Genomic DNA, 23,088 nt, shown 5'->3' on the forward strand with positions numbered 1-23,088 from the left:
GCGTGCGGTGCTGAGAACCGGAGGTGCAGCGGGTCTCGGGGTGTTCATACCGGTCGCCGGAAAAGCAGATCCGGCCGCAGCGGCCGACGCCGAAGAGGCGTCCGTCCCGCACGTCGTCGCCCGCGAGAGCGCCAATCTCGCCGTCTCCCTCGCGCCCGACGGCCGCACCATCGCCCTCGACGCGCTCAACGCGATCTGGCTGCTGCCGGCGACCGGCGGGACGGCCCGCCGGCTCACCGAGGACGGCCAGGACGCCACCCAGCCGCACTGGGCGCCCGACGGGCAGAGCCTGGTGTTCCAGTCGTTCCGCGAGGGGGCGTACGACCTGTGGCGGATCGGTGCCGACGGCTCGGGGCTGCGCCGGCTGACCGACGGGCCGGGGTACGACCAGGAGCCGAAGTTCTCCCCGGACGGGCGACTGGTGGCCTTCGCCTCCGACCGCGGCAACGCGGGGCGCATCTGGGTGCTGGACACGCGCACCGGCGAGACGCGCCCGCTGACCCGGGGCGACCGCAACGTCGCCATGCCCACCTGGTCACCCGACGGAAGCCGGGTGGCCTACATCGCCGACGGCGCGGCGGTCGAGGCCGTCGGCGTCGACTCGGGGACGGTGGAGACCTTACTGACCGGGCCCGCGGACGCGGCCCTGTACGCGCCCTCGTTCGGCCCCGACGGCCGCCGCCTGGCCCATGTGCAGGTCACCGGCGCGCGCGCCCGGCTCATGCTGGACGACCGGGCACTGACCGACGGGGAGGACGTCTTCCCGCTGGCGCCCTGCTGGATCGGCGCCGACGAACTCCTCTACACCGCCGACGGACACATCCGCCGCCGCACGCTCGACGGCGCGCGGACGGACATCCCGTTCAGCGCCGGAGTGAGCCTCGCGCGACCGGCCCCCTACCGCCGCCGCGGCCCCGACCTCACCTCGGCCCGCCCGCAGGACGTCCTCGGCATCGCCGACCCCGCGCTGTCGCCCGACGGACACACCGTCGCCTTCCGGGCGCTCAACGCGCTGTGGCTGCTGCGCGAAGGCGAACGGCCCCGGCGGATCGTCGGCGACGGCTACTGGAACGCCTGCCCCGACTTCTCGCCCGACGGGTGTTCCCTGGTCTACGCGAGCGACCGCGCCGGCACCGCGAACCTCTGGCGCCACGACCTCGCCACCGGTGCCCGAGAGCGGCTCACCGACCTGCCGAACGCCCAGCTCTCGCCGCGCTGGTCGCCCGACGGTACCCGGATCGCGTACCAGGACGAGGGCGGCGCCACCTGGGTGCTGACCCTCGCCGACGGCTCGGTGACCAAGGTCGTGGGCGAGCTCTACCAGCCCGGTCCCCCCGCCTGGTCGCCGGACGGCAGACTGATCGCGCTGGCCGCGGTCGCCCCGTACTCCCGCCGCAGCAGCAACGGACACAACCAGATCCTCACCGTCGACCTGGACACCCACGAGGTGCGCTACCAGGCCCCGGCGCCGGGGCGCTCCCTGTCCACCCGCAGCGGCGACGGCCCGCTGTGGACGCCGGACGGCAGGCATCTGATCGTCGGCATGGAGAGCCTCGCCTGGCGGGTCCCGGTGGACGCCGACGGGCGGATCACCGGCGGACCCGAGCAGCTCACCGACGAGACCACCGACTCCCTGTCCCTCGACGCCCGCGGCACCACCCTGCTCTACCTGTCCGACGGGCGGCTGCGCGCCCTCGGCCTCGACGGCTCCGGCACCCGCACCGTCCCCACGCGGCTGACCTGGACCCGCCGCCCCGCACCCGCCGGGCGGACCGTCGTACGGGCCGGGGCCCTGTGGGACGGCACCGGCGCCGAGCTGCGCCACGACGTGGACGTCGTCGTCGAGGACGGCCGCGTCGCCGAGGTCGTGCGGCGCGGTGCCGCCCGGGGCGGGCGGACCGTCGACGCGACCGGGCTGACGGTCCTGCCCGGACTGATCGACACACACAACCACTGGCACTGGCACGGCCCCCAGTGGGGCGACCGGCAGGGGCGGGCCTGGCTGGCGTACGGCGTGACCACCAGCCGGACCCCGGGCGACCCCGCGTACCAGATGGTGGAGAACCGGGAGGCACTGGCGGCGGGCACCCGGGTGGGGCCGCGCTACTTCGGCTCCGGAGAGGGGTTCGAGGGGACCCGCGGCCGGCACCGCGTGATGCGTCCGGTCTTCACCCGCGCCCAGCTCGACCGCGACCTGCGGCGGGCCCTCGCGCTCCGCTACGACCTGCTGAAGTCGTACATCCGGCTGCCGCTCGACCTCGAACGCGAGGTGGTGGAGCGCGGCCACGCGGCCGGAGTGCCGGTCACCTCGCACTACCTCTACCCGGCGGCCGCCACCGGCCTCGACGGGATGGAGCACACCGGCGGCGGCAACCGGCTCGGCTACTCGCGCACGCTCAGCTTCGCCGCCGGCCGCACCTTCCAGGACTCCGTGGACCTGCTCGCCGCGAGCGGAATGTGGATCTCCACCACCACCCTGTTCGCGACGGAACTGTTCGCCGACGACCGGTCGCTGGTCGACGACGAACGCACCCGGACCCTGTTCCCGGACTGGGAGTACGAGCGGCTGCGGCAGAAGGCCGACAGCGCCGCGTCGGGCCCGGACGCCGAGCTCGACCACGCCTGGACGGTCGGCGACTGTGACATGCTGCTGCGGGTGCACCGCGCCGGCGGGCTGGTCGTGGCGGGCACGGACGCGGCGCTGGACGACATCGGCATCAGCATCCACCAGAACCTGCGGGCCCTGGTCAAGTACGGGTTCGCGCCCTGGGAGGCGCTCACCACCGCGACCGGGAACGCTGCCCGCTGCCTGGGACTGGCCGACCGCCTCGGCGCCGTCGCCCCCGGTCACCTCGCCGACCTGGCGTTCGTCGAGGGCGATCCGCTGCACGACATCGCCGCCGCGGCAGCCGTACGGCAGGTCATGTCCGGAGGCCGGCTGCACACCGTACCGGAGCTGCTGGAGCCGTTCCGCGGGCCCGCGGCGGCCGCCGAGCGCACCGCGCACCCCCATCGCGTACGGACCGCGGCACCCTCCGCCCGCCACGACACCGACCACTACTGGCACGAGGCCGAGTGGCGCCACCAAGGGTGCTGCCGTTAGCGGCGGGCATACCTCGCCGGCGTAGGGCAGGCAAAAGCGTCCGGGCGGGTTCTTCCCGCCCGGACGGACAAAGACGGCCTGTTGTCCTCCGGCCCGGGCCGGATCAGTTGACCTGACGTTCCCGGCCCGCCCAGAAACGCTCGCGCAATTCCCTGCGGAGGATTTTCCCGCTCGGATTACGGGGAATCCGCTCGATGAATTCGTAGCCGCTCGGGGACTTGAAATCGGCTATGCGATCCTGGAGGAAGAGTTTCAGTTCCCGCGGTTTCACCGTTGTTCCGGGGCGCAGGACGATGAAAGCGCGCACGGCCTCGCCCCAGCGTTCGTCCGGTACCCCGATCACCGCCGCCTCGGCCACCGCCGGATGGCCGCACAGGGCGTTCTCCACCTCGGCCGGGTAGACGTTCTCGCCGGCCACGATGACGGTGTCCTTGATGCGGTCACGGATGTGGACGTAGCCGTCCTCGTCGAGGTAGCCGGCGTCGCCGGTGCGCAGCCAGCCGTCCACGAGGGTCTCGGCGGTCGCCTCCTTCAGCCCCCAGTACTCCAGCATCACCGCAGGCGTGCGCAGCCGGATCTCCCCGACCTCGCCCGCCGCCAGGACCCGGCCGTCGTCGCCGGTCACCGCGACCTCCACACCCGGGTAGGGCCGACCCGCCGCGCGCAGCCTGGGGTTGCCCGGCACATGGTCCGCGGGCGGCAGGCACAGGGCGGTGTTGCCGCTCTCGGTGAGCCCGTACAGCTGCGCCAGATCGCAGCGCAGGGTCTCGATGCACTGGAGCAGCAGCGTCTCGGAGATGGGGGAGCCGCCGTAGGTGACCTTGCGCAGGGAGGCGAAGTCCGCCGGGCCGACGCCGGGTTCGCTCAGCATCATCTGGAGCATCGCGGGTACGGCCAGGGTCGTGGTGACACCGAGCTCGCGGATCAGCCGTACCGCGTCGTGCGCCGAGAACATCCGCAGGGACACGCTCTTCACACCGGCGTTGAAGCCCTGCATGGCCCACCAGATACCGGCGACGTGGAAGCCGGGGATGCTGATGAGGCTGACGTCCTGCGGGTGCCAGTCGATCCAGTCGAGGCCGTGCTCGGCCAGCAGGTCACGGATGGCGAAGAAGCTGCGGTGGGGGAGGACGACCCCCTTCGGCAGCCCGGTGGTGCCGCTGGTGTAGAGCTGCACCACCGGGTCCTCGGGGGCCGCGTCGACCGCGAGGTCGTCCGGAGGGAACTCCGCCCGCCACTCCCGGAAGCCGACGCCGCCGCCCCGGCAGCCGTCCATGCCCACCACCTCGGGCCGGGACGGCAGCCGGTCCCGGGACCGCTCGGCCACCTCGGTGAACTCGCGCTCCGCGAAGATCAGTTCGGCCTCGGAGTCGCCCAGGATGTGGTCGACCTCGCCCGGTGTGAGCCGCCAGTTGACCGGGACGAGGACGGCGCCGGTCTTGGCGCAGGCGAAGAAGATCTCGTAGTAGTGCTCGGACTCCTTGCCGAGGTAAGCGACGCGCGAGCCCCGGCCGATCCCGGCGGCGGCGAGGGCACGGGCCGTGCGGTTGCTGTCGTGGTGCAGCCGCTCGTAGGTGACCTCCCGGCCCTCGCACACCAGGGCCACCTGCCGCGGCTGCCGCGCCGCGTGGAACGCCACGGTGTCCACGGCGGTCCGGAGATTCGGATAGTGCATAGGGGCGTCCAATCCGTGGACGGTCAGGTCCGGTTGTGGTGGTCGGCCGGTCCGGCCGGGTGTGGTGGTCGCGTGCGAACTGTCGTCCGGTCAGGTCCAGTTGTGGTGGTCGGGCCAGAAGCGGCGGCCGGTCAGTGCGGGTCCGGGCAGCCGCAGCAGCGGCGGCCGCGGGCCGTCCTCGGGCCACAGCGCGGTGAGGTCGGGCGGGTCCCCGGCGAGGTGACGCCGGGCGAGCCGGGACAGCAGCAGGGTGCGCTCCGACCCGTCCGCGGGTGCCGGGGCGCCGGCCGGGGCGCCGTCCGCGGCCCGGGCCAGTTCCGCCAGCAGACCGGCCCGGTCGTGCACCACCGACGCGTACCGCACCGCCAGATGGTCCCGTGCCTCGGCGAGGGTGCGGCAGACCGCGGCCGGACTCCAGTCCGTGCTCTCGCGCAGCCGCTCGTGCAGCCGCCGGGCCGTGCCCGCGAGGGTCGGCGCGTTGTGCCCGGAGAGCAGCAGCAGCCACGGCCCGGGCAGGTCCGGTTCCCCGGCGGCGCGCTCGGGAGCACTCTCCAGGACGACGTGGGCGTTGGTGCCGCAGAAGCCGAAGCCGCTCACCCCGGCCCGCCGGACGCCCGGCGCGGGCCAGGCCAGGGGCTTGGCGGCGACCCGCAGCCCGGTGCGCCGCCAGGGGATGTCCGGGTCGAGGTCGTCCTCGCCCGGCTGGGGCGGCAGTTCGGCGTGCGCGAGGGCGAGCGCGGTCTTCATCAGCCCGGGGCCGCCCGAGGCGGTCTCCAGGTAGCCGATGTTCGCCTTGACCGACCCGATGTGCAGCGGCGGCGCGTCGGGGGAGAGCCGCCCGTACGCCTCGGCTATCGACTCGGCCTCGATCTGGCCGCCCAGCCGGGAGCCGTTCGCCTGCGCCTCGACGTACTGCACGTCGGCGGGTGCCACCCCGGCGTCGCGCAGCGCGCGTTCGATCACCGCCCGCTGGCCGCGGGCCGAGGCGACGGACATGCTCGGCCGGTCGCCCTGCGCGTGCACCGCGCTGCCCCGCACCAGCGCGTACGGCAGGCGGCCCGCGGCGACGGCGTCGGCGTGCCGTTCGAGGACGACGACACTGCATCCCTCGCCGCGCGCGTGCCCGTCGGCCCGGCGGGTGAAGGGCCGGCTGCGGCCGCTCGGCGACAGCATCCCGGCCCGGTCGAGGATGCCGGTGCTGAACGGCGACAGCAGCAGGTTGGCGGTGCCCACCAGCGCGATGTCGCACTCCCGCCGCCGCAGCGCCTGCGCGGCCAGGTGCACCGCGGTCAGCATGGACGAGGAGGCCGTGTCCACGGTGATCGCCGGACCGGCCACCCCCAGCGCCAGGGCGATCCGGCCGGAGAAGGCGCTGGGGGAACTGCCGGTGCTCATGTGCGGGGACAGCCCGCCGTCCGGGAGCCCGCCGCGCAGCCAGGCGTACGGGTACTCCACCGGTCCGGCGCCCGCGAAGACGCCGACGACCGAGCGGCGCAGCCGCTCCCGGGACAGGCCCGCGTCCGCGAGGGCCTGCACGGTGACCTCCAGCAGCAGCCGCTGCTGCGGGTCCATGTGCAGCGCCTCCTGCTCGGGGATGCCGAAGTACGCGGCGTCGAACAGGTCCACGTCGTCCAGGTACGCGCCCTGGCGCAGCCGGCCGGCCAGCGGCGCCAGGTCGGGTGCGCCGAGGTGCCAGCGCGGCCGGCCGAGGCTGTCGGTCGGCACACCGGCGGTCTCGGTGGCGAGGACGTGCCCCTCGCGCAGGGCGGTCCACAGGGACCGGGCGTCGTCCGTGCCGCCGGGGAGCCGGCAGCCCATGCCGACGACGGCGATCTTCTGGGACTGCTCCTGGCGCTGCCGGGCGAGCATCACCATGAGCTGCTTCTTGGACAGCGATTCCAGATAGTCGATGTAGCCGGTCGCGTTGTTGCCCGTCACGTTCTCGTTGGTCACGTCGTTGCTCGTCACGTTCCCTCGCACCGCCCTACAGCATGCTCTCGCGCAGGGCGGCCAGTTCCTCGTCCGCCTCGGCCTCGGACAGGTCCCGTACGTCGGTGTCGCCGGGCGTCTGCTCGCCCGCCGTGTCCGCGGGATCGGCCGTGTCCGGCGTGTCCGGCACGAGCCGGCCGTCGACGAACGCGGCCAGCGGCCGTACGGCCGGGTGGTCGAAGAGCGTGGAGGCGGGCAACGGGATGCGGAACACCGCCTCCAGCGCGTTCTTCAACTCGACCGAGGCCAGCGAGTCCAGGCCGAGACTCACGAACGGGGTGTCGGGGTCGACGTCCTGCGCGCTGTCGTACCGCAGCACCTCCGCGACCTTGGCGCGCAGCAGTTCCCGCAGCGCCGCCTCGCGCTCCGGCTTCGGCCGGGACAGTACGGCGTCCAGGTCGATCTCGGGCGCACGGGTCCTGCCGTCACCGGACAGCAGATCCTTGAACAGCGCGTTGGTGAACGGCTGGAGGGCGGTGTAGGCGTCCCAGTCGAAGGTGCCGACGACCGTCTGGGCGTGCGGCCGGGCGAGCGCGGTGAACAGGGCGCGCAGCGCGGCGCGGGGCCTGACGAACTTCAGTCCCCGGTCCTCGATGCCCTTGATCTGCTGGGCGTTGAGCGAGGCCGCCATGCCGATCTCGGCCCACGGACCCCAGTTGACGCTCAGGCCCGGCAGCCCGGCGGCGGCCCGCCCCTGGAGCAGGACGTCCATGTAGGCGTTGCCCGCCGCGTAGTTGGCCTGGCCGGCGGCGCCCAGCACCGAGGCGATCGAGGAGTAGCCGACGAAGAAGCGCACCGACGGCACGGCCGCGGCCGCCCGGTGCAGCAGCCAGGTCCCGTACACCTTGGCCCGCAGGACGCTCTCCATGCTGTCCCAGGTCTGGCCGGTCAGCGGTGCGTCGGCGAGGACGCCCGCCGCGTGCACCACGCCGCCCAGCGGGGCGGGCCCGTCGGCGAGGGCGGCGAAGATCCGCTCGACGTCGGCGGGGTCGGCGATGTCGCCGTGATGGACGCTGACCTCGGTGTCGTCGCCGAGTTCGGCGGAGAGGTCGAGCAGCTCGGGCAGCGTCGTCTCCCGTCGGCTGACGAGCGCGAGGCGGCGGGCGCCCTGCTCCACCAGCTTGCGGGCGGTGGCCAGGCCGAGCGCGCCGAGACCGCCGGTGATCAGATAGGTCTCGTCGGGGCTGAGGCGGACGGGTGCGGCCGGCCGTTCGTGCTCGTCGCGGAAGGCGATGACGACCTTGCCGACGTTGGCACCCCGGCTGAGCGTCCCGAACGCCTCCTCCAGCTCGTCGAGCGCGTACCCGACGGTCGGCAGCGCGCCGAGCCGGCCGGCCTCGACGTGCCCGGCCACCGTGCGCAGGATGTCGCTGTTGAGCCGGTCGAGCTCGTGCGGCGGCAGCTCGCTGAGGTCGAAGTTGTGGCTTTCGACGTCGGGCCGTTCGGCCCGCATCTCCTCGGCCGACCAGATGCCGATCTTGCCGAGCTCGACGAACCTGCCGCCGTGCCCGAGAGCGCGCAGTCCGGCCGGGATGTAGTCCTTGTTGAGGCTGTTGAGCACGATGTCGACGCCCTCGCCGCCGGTGGCTTCGAGCACCTCGTCGGCGAAGTCGAGGGTGCGCGAGTTCATGATGTGGCGCACGCCCTGGGAGCGCAGCAGCGGCCACTTGCGGGGGCTCGCGGTGGCGTACACCTCGGCGCCCGCGAGCCGGGCGAGCTGCACGGCCGCCTGTCCGACACCGCCCGCGGCGGCGTGGATCAGCACCCGGTCACCGGCCTTGATCCCGGCGAGGTGGTGCAGGGCGTGGTACGCGGTGACGTACGCGGCGGGCAGTCCGGCCGCCTCGGTGAAGGTGAGGCTCGTGGGCTTGCGCACCACGACGGTGGACGGCACCGTGACCCGGCGCCGCATGCAGCCGATCCGGCTGAGCACGACCTCGTCGCCGGGCCGGAACCCGGCGTCGGGCCCGGCCGCGACGACCGTGCCCGCGGCCTCGAAGCCGAGCGGCAGCGGCTCGTGCGGCAGCCCGTTGTCGAGGGCGTACTGGCGCAGCATCCCGAGGGCGTTGAGGACGTCCTTGAAGTTCAGGCCCGCGGCGTGGACCTGGACGGTGACCTCGTCCCCGGCCGGCTCCCGGTCCTCGACCGGTACCGGGCGGACCGCGGAGAACTGCCCGTACTCGGTGACGGACAGTTCGAAGTTGCCGTCGGTGTCCTCCGCGGCGGCGGGCAGCAGGCGTTTGACGTGGCGGATGCCGTCCCGGTAGGCGAGCTGGAAGTCGCCGCCCGCGCCGTCACCGGCCAGCAGTTCGTCGACCAGCGGCTGCGGGTCCGTGCCGGTCAGGTCGAGCAGGGTGGTGCGCAGCGCCGGGTACTCGTTGAGGAGTACGGCCCCGAAGCCCCACAGCGACGCGGCGGCCAGGGGGTCCGAGTCCAGGGTGTCGGTGCGGTCGCCCGGCAGCCACTGCGCCCGCTCGGTCACCAGCACCATGCGCAGGTCACGGCCGGTGCCGAGACGCTCTGCGGCGTCGGTCAGGGTGAGCAGGTCGCGGTAGTTGCGCTCGGTCTCGGCGCGCAGCCGTTTCTCCCCGTCCGCGCCGGGCTCCGGGGTCCAGAACCAGCACAGGTCGGTGACCGCGGGGTGCTCGTCGAGCAGCCGCAGCGCGCCGGCCGCGTCCGGGGCGTGCAGCAGACGCACACCCGCCTCGGCCAGCCGCCGCGCCGTCGCGGCGAGCGCGGCCGGATCGTGGTGGACGGCCAGGACCTCGCGGCCCTGCGCGGCGGGGCCGGCCGGAGGCAGGGAGCGCTTGAGCCAGCGGGGCCGCAGCAGCATCCGCGCGTCGGGGTCGGCGGCCGCGCCCGCGACGCGCTTGAGCCGTACCCCCTCGACGACGAGGACCGGACGGTTGCCCTCCAGGGCCGCGATGTCGGCGGTGAGTTCGCCCGCCGTCTCGTCGAGCGTCACCTGGATGAGGACGCGCAGGTCCGCCTTGGGCCGCTTGAGGAGTTCGACGCGGTCGAAGCCGACGGGCAGATACGTGCCGTCGAGGTCCACGGCCGCGCCGAGGGTCTGCATCGCGCAGTCCAGCAGCGAGGCGCGCAGCTGCTCGGGGGCCGGGGTGTCCAGGCCGCGCAGCTCACCGACCGCGAAGCCGTCCGGGAAGCGGTCGACGCCGAGGACACGCCGGAACTCGGGTCCGTAGGGCAGACCGAGGTCCGCGTAGCGCTCGTACAGGTCCTCGCCCCGGTGCCGCACCTGGCGGGTGCCGGGCTGCTCGACCGCGGCGCGCAGCCGCTGGAGCACGGTGTCCGGCGTCGCGCCGGGGCGGCCCTCGGGCGCGGCGCCCAGGGTCGCGGTGGCGTGGACGCGCTCGATGACGCCGTCGCGGCCGTCGACACGGCTGGCGATCTCGACCGCGGCCGGGCCGCCGGCCGGGTCCCCGCCGGGTTCGGTGCGCAGCCGGACGCGGACCTCGACCGGCTCGCCCTCCTTGAGGAACAGCGGCTCCAGGATGCGTACGTCCCGGACGGGCCGGGCGGTCTCGCCGTGCACCGCGTCCTGGAGGGCGAGGACCATCTCGACGTAGCCGGCTCCCGGGAAGACGACCTGGTCCATGACGACGTGGTCGGCCAGGTACGCCGGGGCGCCCGGGTCCAGACGCGTGGCGAACTCGCGCTCCCCGGCGGCGCGCTGGTCGGCGGTGGACACCTCCAGGCCCAGCAGCGGGTGGTGCGCCGGGCCCGTGCCGGGGGCGGCCAGGGCCGTGCGGGGCCGCGCTCCGGGCAGGCGGTAGCGCTTCTTGGCGAACACATAGCCAGGCAGCGGTACGAGGCGGCCGGGCCGCTCCTGGTGGTAGCCGGCCCAGGAGACGTCCAGACCCGCCTCGTAGGCCTGGGCGAGTGCGGTGCGGATCGGGTCGGCACCGGTGTCGGAGCGGGCGGCGCTGGTCAGCCACAGGTGCGCGGCCGGGTCGCCGGTCTGCCGGCCCATGCCGGTGAGCGCCGCGGAGGGCCCGACCTCGACGAAGACGTGCCGCCCACGGGCCTGCACACAGCTCATCCCGGCGGCGAAGTCGACGGGTTCGGCGATGTGCCGCACCCAGTAGTCCGGGGTGCCGACCTGGTCGAGGCCGGCGACCTGCCCGGAGAGGTTGGACACGAAGCTCAGCCGCGGCTCGTGGAAGTCGATGTCGGCGATCGCCTCCCGGAAGGCGTCGAAGACCTCCGTCATCAGCGGGGAGTGGAAGGCGTGCGAGACCGGCAGGTCCTTGGTGCGCACGCCCCGCTCCGCCAGCTTCCCGGCGATCGCGGCGAGGGAGTCCCGGCCGCCGGAGACGACGCACTGCCGCGGGGAGTTGACCGCGCCGAAGCTGACGTCGGTGTAGCCCTCCAGCAGCGGTGCCACCTCCTCGGCCGGGGCGAGCACGGCGGTCATGCCGCCGGGGGTCCGCACCGACTGCATCAGCCGGGCCCGTACGGCGACCAGCCCGACCGCGTCCTGGAGCGTGAACAGGCCCGCGAGGGCGGCCGCGGTGATCTCGCCGACGCTGTGGCCGAGCAGCACCGTGGGCCGCACACCCCAGGACATCCACAGCCGTGCGGTCGCGTACTCCAGGCTGAACAGCGCGGGCTGGGTGTAGAGGGTCTGGTCGATCGCCTCCGCGCTGTCCGGCGCCCGACCGAACATGATCTCCTTGACCGAGCGGCCGAGCCGGTCGGCGAAGAGCCGGTCGCACTCGTCGAGGTGGTCGCGGAAGACCGGGTAGCGGTCGTACAGCGTGCGCCCCATGCCGATGTACTGCGAGCCCTGGCCGGTGAACAGGAACGCCACCTGCGCGTCCCGGAACCCGCCGTCCGTGGCCGTGTCCTCGTCGCCGCGCTCCAGGTAGCGGGCGAGCAGCCCGTCCAGGTCCTCGCGCGAGGAGACCGGGGCCGCGAGCCGGGCGCCGAGGTGGGTACGGCCGACGTTCGTGCTGTAGCACAGGTCCGCCACGGCGACGTCCGGGTGGGCCGCGAGGAACGCGCGGTGGCTCTCGGCCTGCGCCCGCAGCGCGGGGCGGTCCTTGGCGGAGAGGGTGAAGACGTCCCGGCCGTCGGCCGGTGCGGCGGGCCGCTCGGGCGCGGGCGGCGCCTGCTCAAGGACGACCGAGGCGATCGTGCCCGCGAAGCCGAAGGAGTTGACCAGGGCGCGCCGGGGGCCCCGCGCCTCCCAGGGGCGCGGCCCGCCGGTCGGCACGGTCACCCGGTAGCGGTCCCACGGGATGTGACGGGAGGGCGTCTCGAAGTTGATGTGCGGGTAGATCGCCCCCTCCTGGAGCTGGCACACCACCTTGGCGACACCGCCGACGCCCGCCGCGGCCTCCATGTGACCGATGTTCGTCTTCACCGAGCCGACGACCAGCGGGGAGTCCTGCTCACGCGAATCGGCGAACACGCTGTTGATGGAGCCCATTTCGATGGGGTCGCCGAGGGAGGTGCCGGTGCCGTGGGCCTCCACGTACTGGATGTCCTCGGGGCCGAGCGCCGCGCTCTCCAGCGCGGCCCGCATCAGCGCGATCTGCGCCGTGCCGTTGGGGACGGTCAGGCCGCCGCTCTCGCCGTCCTGCCGGACCGCGGAGCCGCGGACCAGCGCCAGCACGGTGTCGCCGTCGCGGCGGGCGTCCGTCAGACGCTTCAGGACGAGCATGCCGGAGCCCTCGCTGCGCGCGTAGCCGTCGGCCGAGTCGTCGAAGGTCTTGCACCTGCCGTCCGGCGACAGCATGTTGGCGCGCGAGTAGACGACGTGGTTGCGCGGGTGGTGGTTGACGTTCACACCGCCCGCCAGGGCGACGTCGCACTCGCGGCGGCGCAGCCCCTGCACCGCCAGGTGCAGCGCCACCAGTGACGACGAACAGGCCGTGTCGACGCTCATGCACGGGCCGCGCCACCCCAGGAAGTACGACAGCCGCCCGGCCGCCGCGCTGTGCGCCGTGCCGGCGGCGACGTGCGCGTCGAGCTCCGCGAGGTCCAGCGCCTCGACCTCGATCGCGAAGTCCATCTGCCCGACGCCGAGGTACACCCCGCCGTTCCCGCCGCGCAGGGTGTCGGGGTCGAGGTGCGCGGACTCCAGCGCACGCCATGCCGACTCCAGCGCCCAGCGGTGCTGCGGATCGATGAACTCGGCTTCCTTCGGGGAAATGTTGAAGAACTTGGGGTCGAATTCGTCAAAGCCGGAGACAAAACCCCCGCCGGCCGCGAGGGGGCGTTTTCCGGCCGATTCCTCGGCGGCCTGAAGAGCGGCCAGGTCCCATCGATCCGGCGGTACGGGTCCCGTTCCCGAGCGGCCTTCGCGAAGGAACTCGGAGAACTGGTCGAGGGTTTCGCTGCCACCCGGTAAACGAAGACCCATTCCGATGACGGCTATGGGCTCGTACTTCTCCAGGAGCAGCTCTTTGACCAGGTTGTCAGTGCGGTTCTCGGTCACCGGTACAGCTCCTTGAGCATGTCGTCTACCAGGTCCTTCGTGGACGGTCCTGCCTGCTCGGGGGCGGTCTGGGCGACCGGCCCCGCGGCCGTGGCCGACACGAAGTACTCGGGGACGACCTCGGCGACGAGAAAGTCGACCAGGTGTCCCACCGTCGGATGGTTGAAGAGATGGGCGGAGTCGATCGGACGGCCGATCGCCCTTTCCAGACGCTGTCTGACGTCCGTGGCACCCAACGAGTTCAGACCGAGTTCGAAATAGCTCTGGTCGTAGGGAAGCGCATCCGTCTCGTCCATCATCAGTTCACGCTTGAACTCCGGCACGACGAGCGACTCGAGTAACGCCCTGCGCTCGGACGGCGGGATTTCACTCAATTTCTGGAGCCATGGTCCGGACGATGTCATGCTGCTCCTCGACGCCGAAAGACAAGGGGAATTCGATGACGGGGACGGAAACCACCGGAACGCGCACGGTCGACGCGGAACGCGCCGCGCGGCAGCGGGCCGAGGAGCTGTACGCCACCGACCGGACGTGCGCGTTGCTGGGCATCGCCCTGAAGGATGCCGGGCCGGGCCGGGCGACCGTGCGGATGCGGGTCGCCGAGACCATGGTCAACGGCCACGGAACGGCCCACGGGGGCTTCCTGTTCCTGCTGGCCGACGCGGCCTTCGCCTTCGCCTGCAACACCCACGGCCCGGCGACCGTGGCGCAGGGCGCCCAGGTCACCTTCCTGCGGCCGGCCGAGCCCGGCGACGAGCTGACCGCCGAGGCGGTCGAGCGCAGCCGGTTCGGCCGCAGCGGTGTGTACGACGCCACCGTGCGCCGGTCGGACGGCACGGTCATAGCGGAGTTCCGGGGCCAGAGCCACATGCTGGGCCGACCGGTCCGGCAGACGGACTGAGCAGGTCACTTCGGCGACCACTGCGGGTCACGGCCGAGGACCAGCAGCAGCCGGTCCTCGGCGCTCTCCCGCCCGCTCAGGGCGAGCGCCGGCCGGAACGCCGCACCCGGGCGCTCCCGCGAGGGCCCCTCGGGCACCTCGGTGCGGGCCACCTCCGCCGCGGCGTCGAGGAGGTCGGCGTCGTACGCCGCCGGGATCCCGAGGGACGCGGCCACGTCCCAGCCGTGCACCACGTAGTCGAGGAAGTGGAAGCCGATGGCGCGGGCGCCGGGGAAGCGCATCTTCGGGTGGATCTCCGGCAGCCAGAACTCCTGCTCCGACACACCGTCGGCGGCGAACGCGGTCAGCACCGCGTCGACGGCCTCGGCGTAGGCGCGCCCCGGGTCCGCCAGCGGCTTCTCCTCCCACACCGACGCGTCGGAGGTCTCGCCCCCGGCGGCCGCGGCGAACCCCAGGTGCTGCGCAGTCATATGGTCCAGCAGCCGGCGCAGCGTCCAGCCCGCGCAGGGCGTGGGGGCGTCCCACTGGTCGCCCCGTACCTCCGCGACGATCTCCGCGCTGCGCAGCACCGCGCGGCGGTCGAGGTCACGGATGCTCTCCTGGATGGTCATCGTCAGCCTTCTTTCCTGTGTCCGTTCTCGCGCCACCAGCGCCGCCCCGACTCGCCCAGCGTGGAGATCGGGTCGTAGAACGGGTAGCGGCGCGTGAGCGCGTCCGGGTCGTCGAGCTCGATCCCGGTGCGGTAGTTCTTGGTCCAGTGGGAGATACCCAACTCGCGGTCGTAGTCGGCGAGCTGGTGCACCCAGCGCTTGCCGACGTAGGGCACGTCGCAGACGATCCGCGGGGTGGCGTAGCCCGGCAGGTAGCCCATGATGCGGTGCTGGAGGTCCTGCGCCTCCCACACCGCGACCCGCCAGTGCTCGGCGTTGGGGATCATGTCGCACATGTAGAAGTAGTAGGGCAGGATGTTCGCCTCGCCCTGGAGGGCCATGCTCAGGTCGAGCAGCGCCTTGGGCGTGGTGTTGACGCCGCGCATCAGCACGCCCTGGTTGCGGATGTCCCGGACGCCGACGTCCAGGGCCGTCCGGGCGGCCTCGGCCACCAGCGGGGTGACCGACTGGACATGGTTGACGTGGGTGTGCACGGCGAGGTTGACCGACCGCCGGGCGGCGGTGCGCGCCACCCGCTCCAGGCCCTCGATCACCTGCCGCTGGAGCCAGTGCTGGGGCAGCCCGGCCAGCGCCTTCGTGGCCAGCCGGATGTCCCGGACGCTCTCCAGGTCCAGCAGCCGCATCAGGAACGACTCCAGGCGCGGCCAGGGGACGTTGGCCACGTCCCCGCCCGAGACGACGACGTCGCGCACCCCGGGCGTGCGCTTGAGGTAGTCGATGATCTGGTCCTGGCGGTCGGCCGGCGCCAGGGTGAGCTTGAGCTTGTCCACCTGCGGGGTGGAACCGCCCACCAGATCCATGCGGGTGCAGTGGCCGCAGTACTGGGGGCAGGTGGAGACCAGCTCGGCGAGGACCTTGGTCGGATAGCGGTGGGTCAGGCCCTCCACCACCCACATCTCGGACTCGTGCAGCGAGTCGCGCTCGGCGTAGGGATGGCTGGGCCACTCGGGGTCGCGGTCGCTCGCCACCGGCAGCATGTAGCGGCGCACCGGGTCGGCGAGGAAGGTCTCGGTGAACGCCACCGGCTCGGTCGGCCCGTGCGGCGCCATGGTGTTGAGCATCTGCGGCGTCAGCAGCATGGACATCGTGGCGAAGCGACGGCGGTCGTCCTCCAGGTCCTCGTAGAAGCGGTCCTGGAGCAACGGGCCCATCACGGCGCGCAGTTGCCGGGGGGTCTTCACACAGTGGGCACGCTGCCACTGGGCGTCGCGCCACTGCTGCGGGGTGATGTCGCGCCAGCCGGGCAGCCGTTGCCAGTCGGGCTCCACGAGGAGTGGACGCTCGTACTCGTACGGCTGCTGGGCCTCCAGTGTGCCCGGCGCCGTGTCCCTCAGGGCTTCCATCTCAGTCCTCAGCGTTCGATGTGGGCCGGCTGCGATGGCGGTGGAGCACGCGCTCCACCAACTCCTCGGCCGCCCCTAGGTAGTTGGCGGGGTCGAGCAGGTCGGCGAGCTTCGTGCCGTCCGGGAGTTCGGAGGCGGAGGCCAGGTCGGGTGAGGCCGCCAGCACCTCCTCGAAGGAGCGGCGGGTGGTGACGGCCTCACGGGCGACATCGGCCAGCAGCCGTTTCGCGGCGGCCTTGCCGAGCAGCGGCGCCAGGACCGCGTTGAGCCGCTCGGAGACGACCGCGCCGCCGGTCAGGCGCAGATTGCGGAGCATGTGGTCGGGGAAGACGTCGAGCCCCTCGGCGAGTCGGGCCGCGGTGTGCGCGGCGCCCGTGGCCAGTCGCAGCGCCTCGCGCAGCGGCTGCCACTCCGACTGCCAGCCGCCCGGGGAGCGTTCGTCCTCGGCCAGCAGACTCTGCCCGAGGACCAGGGCCTGGGCGGGGGCCTGCCGGGTCGCGGACACGATCATCGTGGCGAGCACGGGGTTGCGCTTCTGCGGCATCGCGGAGGACGCCCCGCTGCCCTCGGCGCCCGGCTCCGCCACCTCGTCCACCTCGGTGCGGGCCATCCCCAGGACGTCGGTCGCGAACTTGCCGAGGCCGCCGGTGACGGCGACCACGGCCCAGCCGAGGTCGGCCAGCGGAGTGCGCACGGTGTGCCAGGGCGCCTCGGGCGCGCGCAGGCCCAGCTCCTCGGCGAACGCTGCGGTCAGCGCGGCCGCGTGACCCGCCGGGTCGGCACCGGCCAGCCGGGCGTACTCCCGGTAGGCGGCGAGAGTCCCGGCGGCGCCGCCGAGCTGGGCGGGCAGCGAAGCCCGCACCCGGCGGACCCGGTCGCTCGCGTCCAGCACCAGGGTGAGCCAGCCGGCCGCCTTCAGCCCGAAGGTGACCGGCACCGCGTGCTGGGTGAGGGTACGGCCGGCCATGGGCGTCGCGGCGTGCCCTGCGGCCAGCCGCGCCAGCGCGTCGGCGGTCCGGCCGAGGTCGGCGTCGATCCGGGTCAGGGTCCGGGCCGCGAGCAGCATGGCCGCGGAGTCGAGGATGTCCTGGCTCGTGCCGCCCCGGTGCACGAACTCGGCGGCCCGCGGGTCCTGGGCGGCGACGGCCTCCATGAGGGTACGGACGAGTTCGACGACGGGATTGGCCGAGGCCCGGGCCCGGCGGGCGAGCCGGGTCACCTCGACGGGCCGGGACCGTACGACGGCCTCGATCGCGCCGACGGCTTGCTCGGGCACCACCCCGAGCCGCGCCTGGGCCCGGGCGAGCGCCACTTCTACGTCGAGCATGGCCGCCACCCACGCCTCGTCGGACAGCGACTCCCCGTGGCCCGCCCACACCGGGGACAGCACACCGGCGTCGAGGCCGGGGGCGTCCTCACCGGACAGGTGTTCCAGGTCCATGGTCAGTCTCCTTCGACGGTGGCGACGGGCCGGGCGAGGCGGACCGCCGGGCCCGCCGCCAGGCAGGCCCGGGCGATGGCGTCCGCGTCGCCGAGGATGACCGAGTCCGAGCCGGGCCTGATGCCCGCCGCGGTGGCCCAGTGGACCGACTCGGTGGGGATGCCGAAGGCGAACCGGCGCGGATGCACGGTCCCGGACCACTCCACCAGCCGGTACGGCTTCTGCGTGACCGCCAGCCCGCCCGTACGGTGGCTGTCGCCGTCCCGGGTGCGGCCGGCGATCGCGTAGGCGCGCGCGGCTCCCTGCGTCATGAGGTCCCGCAGCAGCGGATCCTCCGTCGTGCGCACGTCGACCTGCGGCAGCCGGGCCTCGACGAGCGTCGACACCTCCTGCTCGGAGCCGGGGACCCGGGGCGAGCTCACGACGAACGCCTTGCCCTCGGCGGACGGGCTCACCGTCATACCGGGTCCGACCACGCGCAGCACGCCGGCCTCGATCAGCGCGGCCATCTCCTCGATGCGGGCGAGCGGCGGCCCGATGGAGACGTACGCGTTGAGCGGCGTGTACCAGGACTCCAGGTCGTCGCGGTAGGAGGCGCCGGTGATGCCGGAGTGGTCGACGACGAGCCGTACCTCGTTGCGCAGGTCGCGCATCACGTCCAGGGCGGCCTTCAGCGGACCCCGGACGTTGCCGCGGTGCGCCTCCCGCACGTCCTCGCGCAGATGCCCCAGCAGCCAGTCGTGGAAGTCCGCCGGACCGGCGAACTCCCGGTCCCCGTAAGGACGGGAGACGCGCTCCCAGTCCCAGTGCCAGGCGTCGGCGACACCGAACCCGCGCAGCAGCCGCAGCTCGGCCTGCGACCCGGCCGCGCCGCCGTCCGCCCCCGCGGCGACGGCGGCGAAACCGGCCGGGTCCGCGCCGACCGCCGCGACGTACTCGCCGAGGAAGACATCCGCGTCGTACCGGCCGCGCTCCTGGGCGATCAGCGCGTGGTAGTAGACCGCCCGGACCTCCAGGTCGACCAGCGGCCACACGTCCCGGGCGAACTCCACCGGCTCGCCCGCCGCGCGCCGCGCCCGCAGCCGGGCGATGACCTGCTCGGTCAGGAACAGCGGGTGGTGGCGCCCGGTGGCTCCCTTCTGGTTCTCGCCACGGGCGTGGTACGGCACGCCCCGCCGGGAGCCGGCGACCAGCACGGGTTCGTCGCCGGACGGCCGGTAGCGCAGCGTCCCCCGCTCACGCACGAAGGAGCCGCCGCGCCCGGTGGTGAGCAGCGCCATGTGGTCGAAGAAGTTCAGCCCCATCCCCCGAAGGGCGACCCGTTCGCCCGGGGCGATCCGGTCCAGCGGGGCCTCGGACGGATTGCCGGGCGGGATGTAGCCGAGGCCGTGCCGCGCGGCGAAGGCGTCCAGTTCCTGCTCCGGCCCGGTCAGCGGCATGTCGACATGGCCCAGCGCCAGCACGACGGCGTCCAGGTCGGTCAGCCGGGTACCGTTGGCCAGGGTGACCGTCTGCGTTCCGCCCGCCTCGTCGCGGACCGCGACGGCGGGCGTGCCGTGCGGCTCGATCGCTATGTGGTCCGGGACGGTGCGCACCAGCCGGTCGAACACCCAGCCCAGATAGCGCCCGTACAGGGCCCGGGTCGGGTAGGAGTCCGGGCCGAGCCGGGCGGCCTCCTCGTACACGTGCGGCGGGTAGGGCACGAACGGTTCCAGCCGCTCCAGCAGCTTCGCCCACTCGTACAGGCTCGGGCCACGCGAGACGGGACCCTCGCAGGTCACGCTCTCGTCGGTGAACATCGTCACCTGCGAGGCGACGGTGTTCATCAGCAGCATCGGAGGCTGGTTCACCCGCCAGACCCGGCTGCCCAGCCGCAGGTACGGATCGACGAGGTGCAGCACCGTCCGCTGTCCGGTGACCGCGGCGTTGGCGCAGACGCGCTCCACGACGGACAGACCTCGCGGCCCGGCCCCGATCACACACAGGGTGGTGCCGTCGCTCTCCAGCATGCGGGAGTTCATCCTTCGCTCGATGGGACGACTTCGGAGACGGATGGGGACCGGGCCTGTGGCGGCTCGGGACCTCAGCCGTCGGTGGACGTGGAGCCCGGGTCGGTGAGGAGGGTGGCCCAGCGGGTCCGCAGCTCACGCTTGAGGGCCTTGCCGGTGACACCGGTGGGGTAGTCGGCGAGGTCGTGCGCGACGATCACCGCGGCGAGCGGCTCCAGTCCGGCCGCGGCGAGCGCCTTGCCGGTCTGCGCGAGCAGTTCGCCGGGGGAGGGCTCCGTCACCCCCGGCTGGAGCCGCACCACGGCGATCGGGCGCTGTCCCCGGCCGTCGGCCGCGGGCACGCCGACGACGGCGCAGTCCTGGACCACGTCGGCGCAGTCGGCGAGCAGCACCTCCTCGATCGGGAGGCTGTAGACCGGACCCTGCTCGGTGTCGATGACGTCCACGGTCCGGTCGAGGTGGTAGAAGTTGCCGTCCTCGTCCTTGCGGGCGACATCGCCGGTGAGCCAGTAGCCGTCGAGCTCGAAGCTGCGGGTCAGGGCGGGGTCGTTCCAGTAACCGGGGGTGCGCGAGGGCGTCTTGACGGCCAGCAGGCCGACCGTGCCGACGGGCACCTCGTTGCCCTCGGTGTCCAGGACCGCGGCCGCGGTGACGACCTCGGTGGGCTTGCCGACACAGCGGTCGTTGCGCTCCGACTCCGGCGTGGTGACCTGCCCGAACAGCGCCATGCCCATCTCGGACGAGCCGAGGCCGTCGATGAACTGCGAGCCGGGCAGGGGCTCTTCGCCGTCGTGGCCGCGGGGCAGCAGCCACGGCTTGATCAGGCCCGCGGGGCGCTCGCCGAGCTGCACCAGCCGCCTGATGTGGCCGTGGTGGGCACCGTCGCCGGTGTTGAACCAGCTGTGCACCCGGGCGGCGCCCTTGACCGGCAGCTCACCCGTCGCCAGCTCGACGAAGGTGCGCGGGAACGAGGCGACCATGGTCGGCCGGAAGGCCTCCATGACCGGCTCCACCGCCTGCCTGCGCCAGTCGCCCATGACGACGGTGGGCAGCCCGAGGAGGGTGGCGGTCAGGAAGTAGCTGAGCCCGCCCGCGTGGGTGTGCGGCATGAGGGACATCAGTCGGTCCTCGGGCTGGGCCGGGAACCGCTCCATGCGCGGCTGCTTGCCCTCCCAGAACTGCCGGTGGGCGAGCATCGTCGACTTCGGCGTGCCGGTCGTGCCGGAGGAGTGGATGAGCGCCACCACCTCGTCGGCGTCGTGCCGGTAGGGGTACACGTCCGGCAGCGCGCCGTCCTCGGGGTCGTACGCCCGGATCTCGGCGGTCGGTACGACGAACCGCGGCCGGCGCCGGTTGCCGTCGGCACGGTAGGCCGCCACCAGCCGGGTCGGGTCGTCGGCGACCAGGCCGACCGCGCCGACGTGGTCGATGTAGCGGACCGCGGTGCGCTCCGGCATGGCGTTGTTGATCATTGCCGGGATCGCGCCGAGGGCGGTCAGCGCCAGGAAGTGCAGCAGCGGTTCGAGACCCTCGGCGACGAACACCGCCACCGGCTCGCCCGGCTTGACGCCGTTGGCCCGGTACCAGCGGGCGTACCGGTCGCGCAGGGCGGCGAGGTCGGCGAGGCTGTGGCCGCGCAGGACGACCTGGCCCCGGTGGTCGGTGGAGTGGCTGTAGGCGTACGCGACGGTGTTATTGGGGTTGGCCTCCAGCGCCTTCTGGAGGAAGTTGCCCGCGCCCAGGGTGGGGTCGGTCATGAACTGCTGCCGCACGGACAGCGGGGCTATGGGGCTGAGGTCGGTCACAGTGCGCTCCCTGAGGTGGGGTGATCGTGGGCGGCCTCGGCGGCAGCCCGCCGGCCGGAGCGGATGGCGCCTTCCATCAGCCCGAAGAACTCGGTGCTCGTCTCGGTGCCGGCCCAGTGGACGCGACCGTGCGGGCGGGTCAGCCCGGGACCCTGTGCGATCCAGTCGCCGGGACCGAACAGGGCCGCGTAGCAACCGCGGCTGTAGGGCTCGTCCAGCCAGTTGGTGACGTGGAAGCCGATCGGCTCGGGCAGCCCGGGGAAGAGCAGGGCGGCCTGCGCGACGGCGGCGGCGCGCTGCTCGGCCAGGGGCAGGGCCGCGTACCGCTTGGCCTCCTCGCCGGTGACGAAGCCGGTCAGGACGCCCACGCCGCCGGGCGGCGAGTCGTCGACGGTGGACAGCAGCGGTCCGTCCGAGCTGACCGACCAGCCGGAAAGGCCCATCTCCCGCCACAGCGGCGAGGGGTGGATGAGGTGCACCTTCACCGCGCAGCCGGGCGCCGTGCGGTCGCTGGAGCGCGGCTCGGGCAGGGCGGGCCGGAAGCCGATCCGGTCGGCGAGGACCGGCGGTACGGCGACGATCACGGCGTCGCCCCGGTGGGCGCCGCCCGCGGTCCGTACCGTGACGCCGTCGCCGTCCTGCTCCACGGCCAGCACCGGTTCGCCGAGCCGGACGCGGTCGCCGAGCCGGGCGGCCAGCACCTCGCACAGCCGGTGCGCGCCGCCGTCGATCCGTGACTCCTGGGCACCGCCGGCGAAGGCGTTGAGGTAGCGCAGGCCGCCTCCGGAACGCAGGTAGAACGCCATGTGCAGGACGGAGACGTCGGCCGGGGCGGCCGCCATCATCTCGCCCAGGAACAGCGGGAAGAACAGCCGGGCGTCGGGGTGACGGAGGTTCTCCTCGGCCCATTCCGCGGCCGTGATCGAGTCCAGCCGTTCCGCGTCCGGGGTCAGCCAGGGCGCGTCGACGCGTACCGTGCGCGTCACCTCGTCCAGCAGGTCGAACAGTTCGCCCAGCGCGACCCCGCTCAGCGGCGGGAAGCGGCCCGGCACGCTCCGCGCGTCCGGGGCGGTCGCGTCCGGGGCGGTGAGGGCGAACCGGCTGGCGCCCTCCATGGCGGTGGGTACGGCCTTCAGGTCCGTCTCGGCCATCAGCGCCAGCAGTTCGGTGTGCCGCTCGCCCAGGTAGGCGGCGCCCGCGTCGGCCCAGTCGTCCTGTGCCACCTCGATGCCGTGCATCCGGCCGCCGACCCGGTCGCGGGCCTCCAGCACCTGGACGTCCACGCCGCGTGCCGCGAGGTCGGTGGCGGCGGTCAGGCCGGCCAGGCCCGCGCCGACGACGAGGACCTTCACCGGGTCACGCCCGCGATCTTCTTGGCCAGCGCGTCCGGGGTGGGTGCGTCGAGGAGGTCCTCGAATGACAGCTCCACGCCCCGCGTCCGGGCGACGGCGCTCAGGACGCGGGTGCCGAGCAGGGAGTCCCCGCCCAGCAGGAAGAAGTCGGAGTCCGCGGTGATGTCGTCCGTCTCCAGCACGCGTCGGAAGATCTCGACTATGTCGTCAGCGCTCATCGCCTGTCCTCTTCTGTGTCGCCGTTGATGCACGGGAGCCGTTGATGTCGTGGTGCGGGGCGCGGCCGGGGCCGTGCCCCGGGGCGGCGCCGACGGGCGCCGTGCTGCCGGTCGGTGT

General features: G+C 73.5%; 13 protein-coding genes. 2 read left to right on the plus strand and 11 right to left on the minus strand.

Annotated features, from left to right (window positions below; translation table 11 throughout):
• The first annotated feature begins 40 nt into the window (after positions 1-40).
• Positions 41-3,103, plus strand: coding sequence for an amidohydrolase family protein (locus FNH09_RS49740; RefSeq protein WP_202919606.1), 3,063 nt, complete (start codon positions 41-43; stop codon positions 3,101-3,103).
• A 103-nt stretch (positions 3,104-3,206) separates the two neighbouring features.
• Here the strand turns inward: FNH09_RS49740 and FNH09_RS06915 are convergent, their stop codons facing one another.
• The 4 genes from FNH09_RS06915 to FNH09_RS06930 all read right to left on the minus strand — a co-directional run bounded on the left by FNH09_RS06915 (position 3,207) and on the right by FNH09_RS06930 (position 13,553).
• Complete coding sequence (locus FNH09_RS06915) at positions 3,207-4,778, minus strand: fatty acid--CoA ligase (protein ID WP_152885868.1); 1,572 nt, start codon at positions 4,776-4,778, stop codon at positions 3,207-3,209.
• 90 nt (positions 4,779-4,868) lie between these two features.
• Entirely contained in the window at positions 4,869-6,746 is a 1,878-nt protein-coding gene (locus FNH09_RS06920; protein WP_152885869.1) for a beta-ketoacyl synthase N-terminal-like domain-containing protein, read from the minus strand.
• Between the two features lie 16 nt (positions 6,747-6,762).
• Positions 6,763-13,230: an SDR family NAD(P)-dependent oxidoreductase gene (locus FNH09_RS06925; protein WP_202919607.1), complete on the minus strand. Its 6,468-nt coding sequence runs from the start codon at positions 13,228-13,230 to the stop codon at positions 6,763-6,765.
• Positions 13,227-13,553, minus strand: a complete 327-nt coding sequence (locus FNH09_RS06930) for an acyl carrier protein (RefSeq protein ID WP_338017494.1) — start codon at positions 13,551-13,553, stop codon at positions 13,227-13,229. The genes FNH09_RS06925 and FNH09_RS06930 overlap by 4 nt, the downstream gene beginning before the upstream one ends.
• A 116-nt stretch (positions 13,554-13,669) precedes the next feature.
• Here FNH09_RS06930 and paaI point away from each other — a divergent pair, with 116 nt between their 5' ends.
• Positions 13,670-14,131, plus strand: a complete 462-nt coding sequence (gene paaI, locus FNH09_RS06935) for a hydroxyphenylacetyl-CoA thioesterase PaaI (RefSeq protein WP_202919608.1) — start codon at positions 13,670-13,672, stop codon at positions 14,129-14,131.
• A 5-nt stretch (positions 14,132-14,136) separates the two neighbouring features.
• Here paaI and FNH09_RS06940 read toward each other — a convergent pair whose 3' ends face one another.
• The 7 genes from FNH09_RS06940 to FNH09_RS06970 form a co-directional block, all read right to left on the minus strand.
• Positions 14,137-14,742, minus strand: a complete 606-nt coding sequence (locus FNH09_RS06940) for a TIGR03086 family metal-binding protein (RefSeq protein ID WP_152885872.1) — start codon at positions 14,740-14,742, stop codon at positions 14,137-14,139.
• Positions 14,743-14,744: 2 nt separating this feature from the next.
• Positions 14,745-16,145, minus strand: coding sequence for a KamA family radical SAM protein (locus FNH09_RS06945; protein WP_152885873.1), 1,401 nt, complete (start codon positions 16,143-16,145; stop codon positions 14,745-14,747).
• A 1-nt stretch (position 16,146) separates the two neighbouring features.
• Positions 16,147-17,586 carry a class-II fumarase/aspartase family protein gene (locus tag FNH09_RS06950; protein ID WP_152885874.1) on the minus strand — a complete coding sequence of 480 codons (1,440 nt, stop codon included), beginning with the start codon at positions 17,584-17,586 and terminating at the stop codon, positions 16,147-16,149.
• A 2-nt stretch (positions 17,587-17,588) separates the two neighbouring features.
• A complete protein-coding gene (locus FNH09_RS06955) occupies positions 17,589-19,595 on the minus strand; it encodes an FAD/NAD(P)-binding protein (RefSeq protein ID WP_152885875.1) in 2,007 nt (668 codons plus the stop codon).
• 74 nt (positions 19,596-19,669) lie between these two features.
• Complete coding sequence (locus FNH09_RS06960; protein WP_152885876.1) at positions 19,670-21,400, minus strand: AMP-binding protein; 1,731 nt, start codon at positions 21,398-21,400, stop codon at positions 19,670-19,672.
• Complete coding sequence (locus FNH09_RS06965) at positions 21,397-22,752, minus strand: FAD-dependent oxidoreductase (RefSeq protein ID WP_162468210.1); 1,356 nt, start codon at positions 22,750-22,752, stop codon at positions 21,397-21,399. Before FNH09_RS06965 ends, FNH09_RS06960 begins: the two co-directional genes overlap by 4 nt.
• Positions 22,749-22,970 carry an acyl carrier protein gene (locus FNH09_RS06970; protein WP_152885877.1) on the minus strand — a complete coding sequence of 74 codons (222 nt, stop codon included), beginning with the start codon at positions 22,968-22,970 and terminating at the stop codon, positions 22,749-22,751. Before FNH09_RS06970 ends, FNH09_RS06965 begins: the two co-directional genes overlap by 4 nt.
• Between the last annotated feature and the right edge of the window lie 118 nt (positions 22,971-23,088).

This window comes from Streptomyces adustus, from assembly GCF_009377175.1.
GTDB lineage: Bacteria > Actinomycetota > Actinomycetes > Streptomycetales > Streptomycetaceae > Streptomyces > Streptomyces adustus.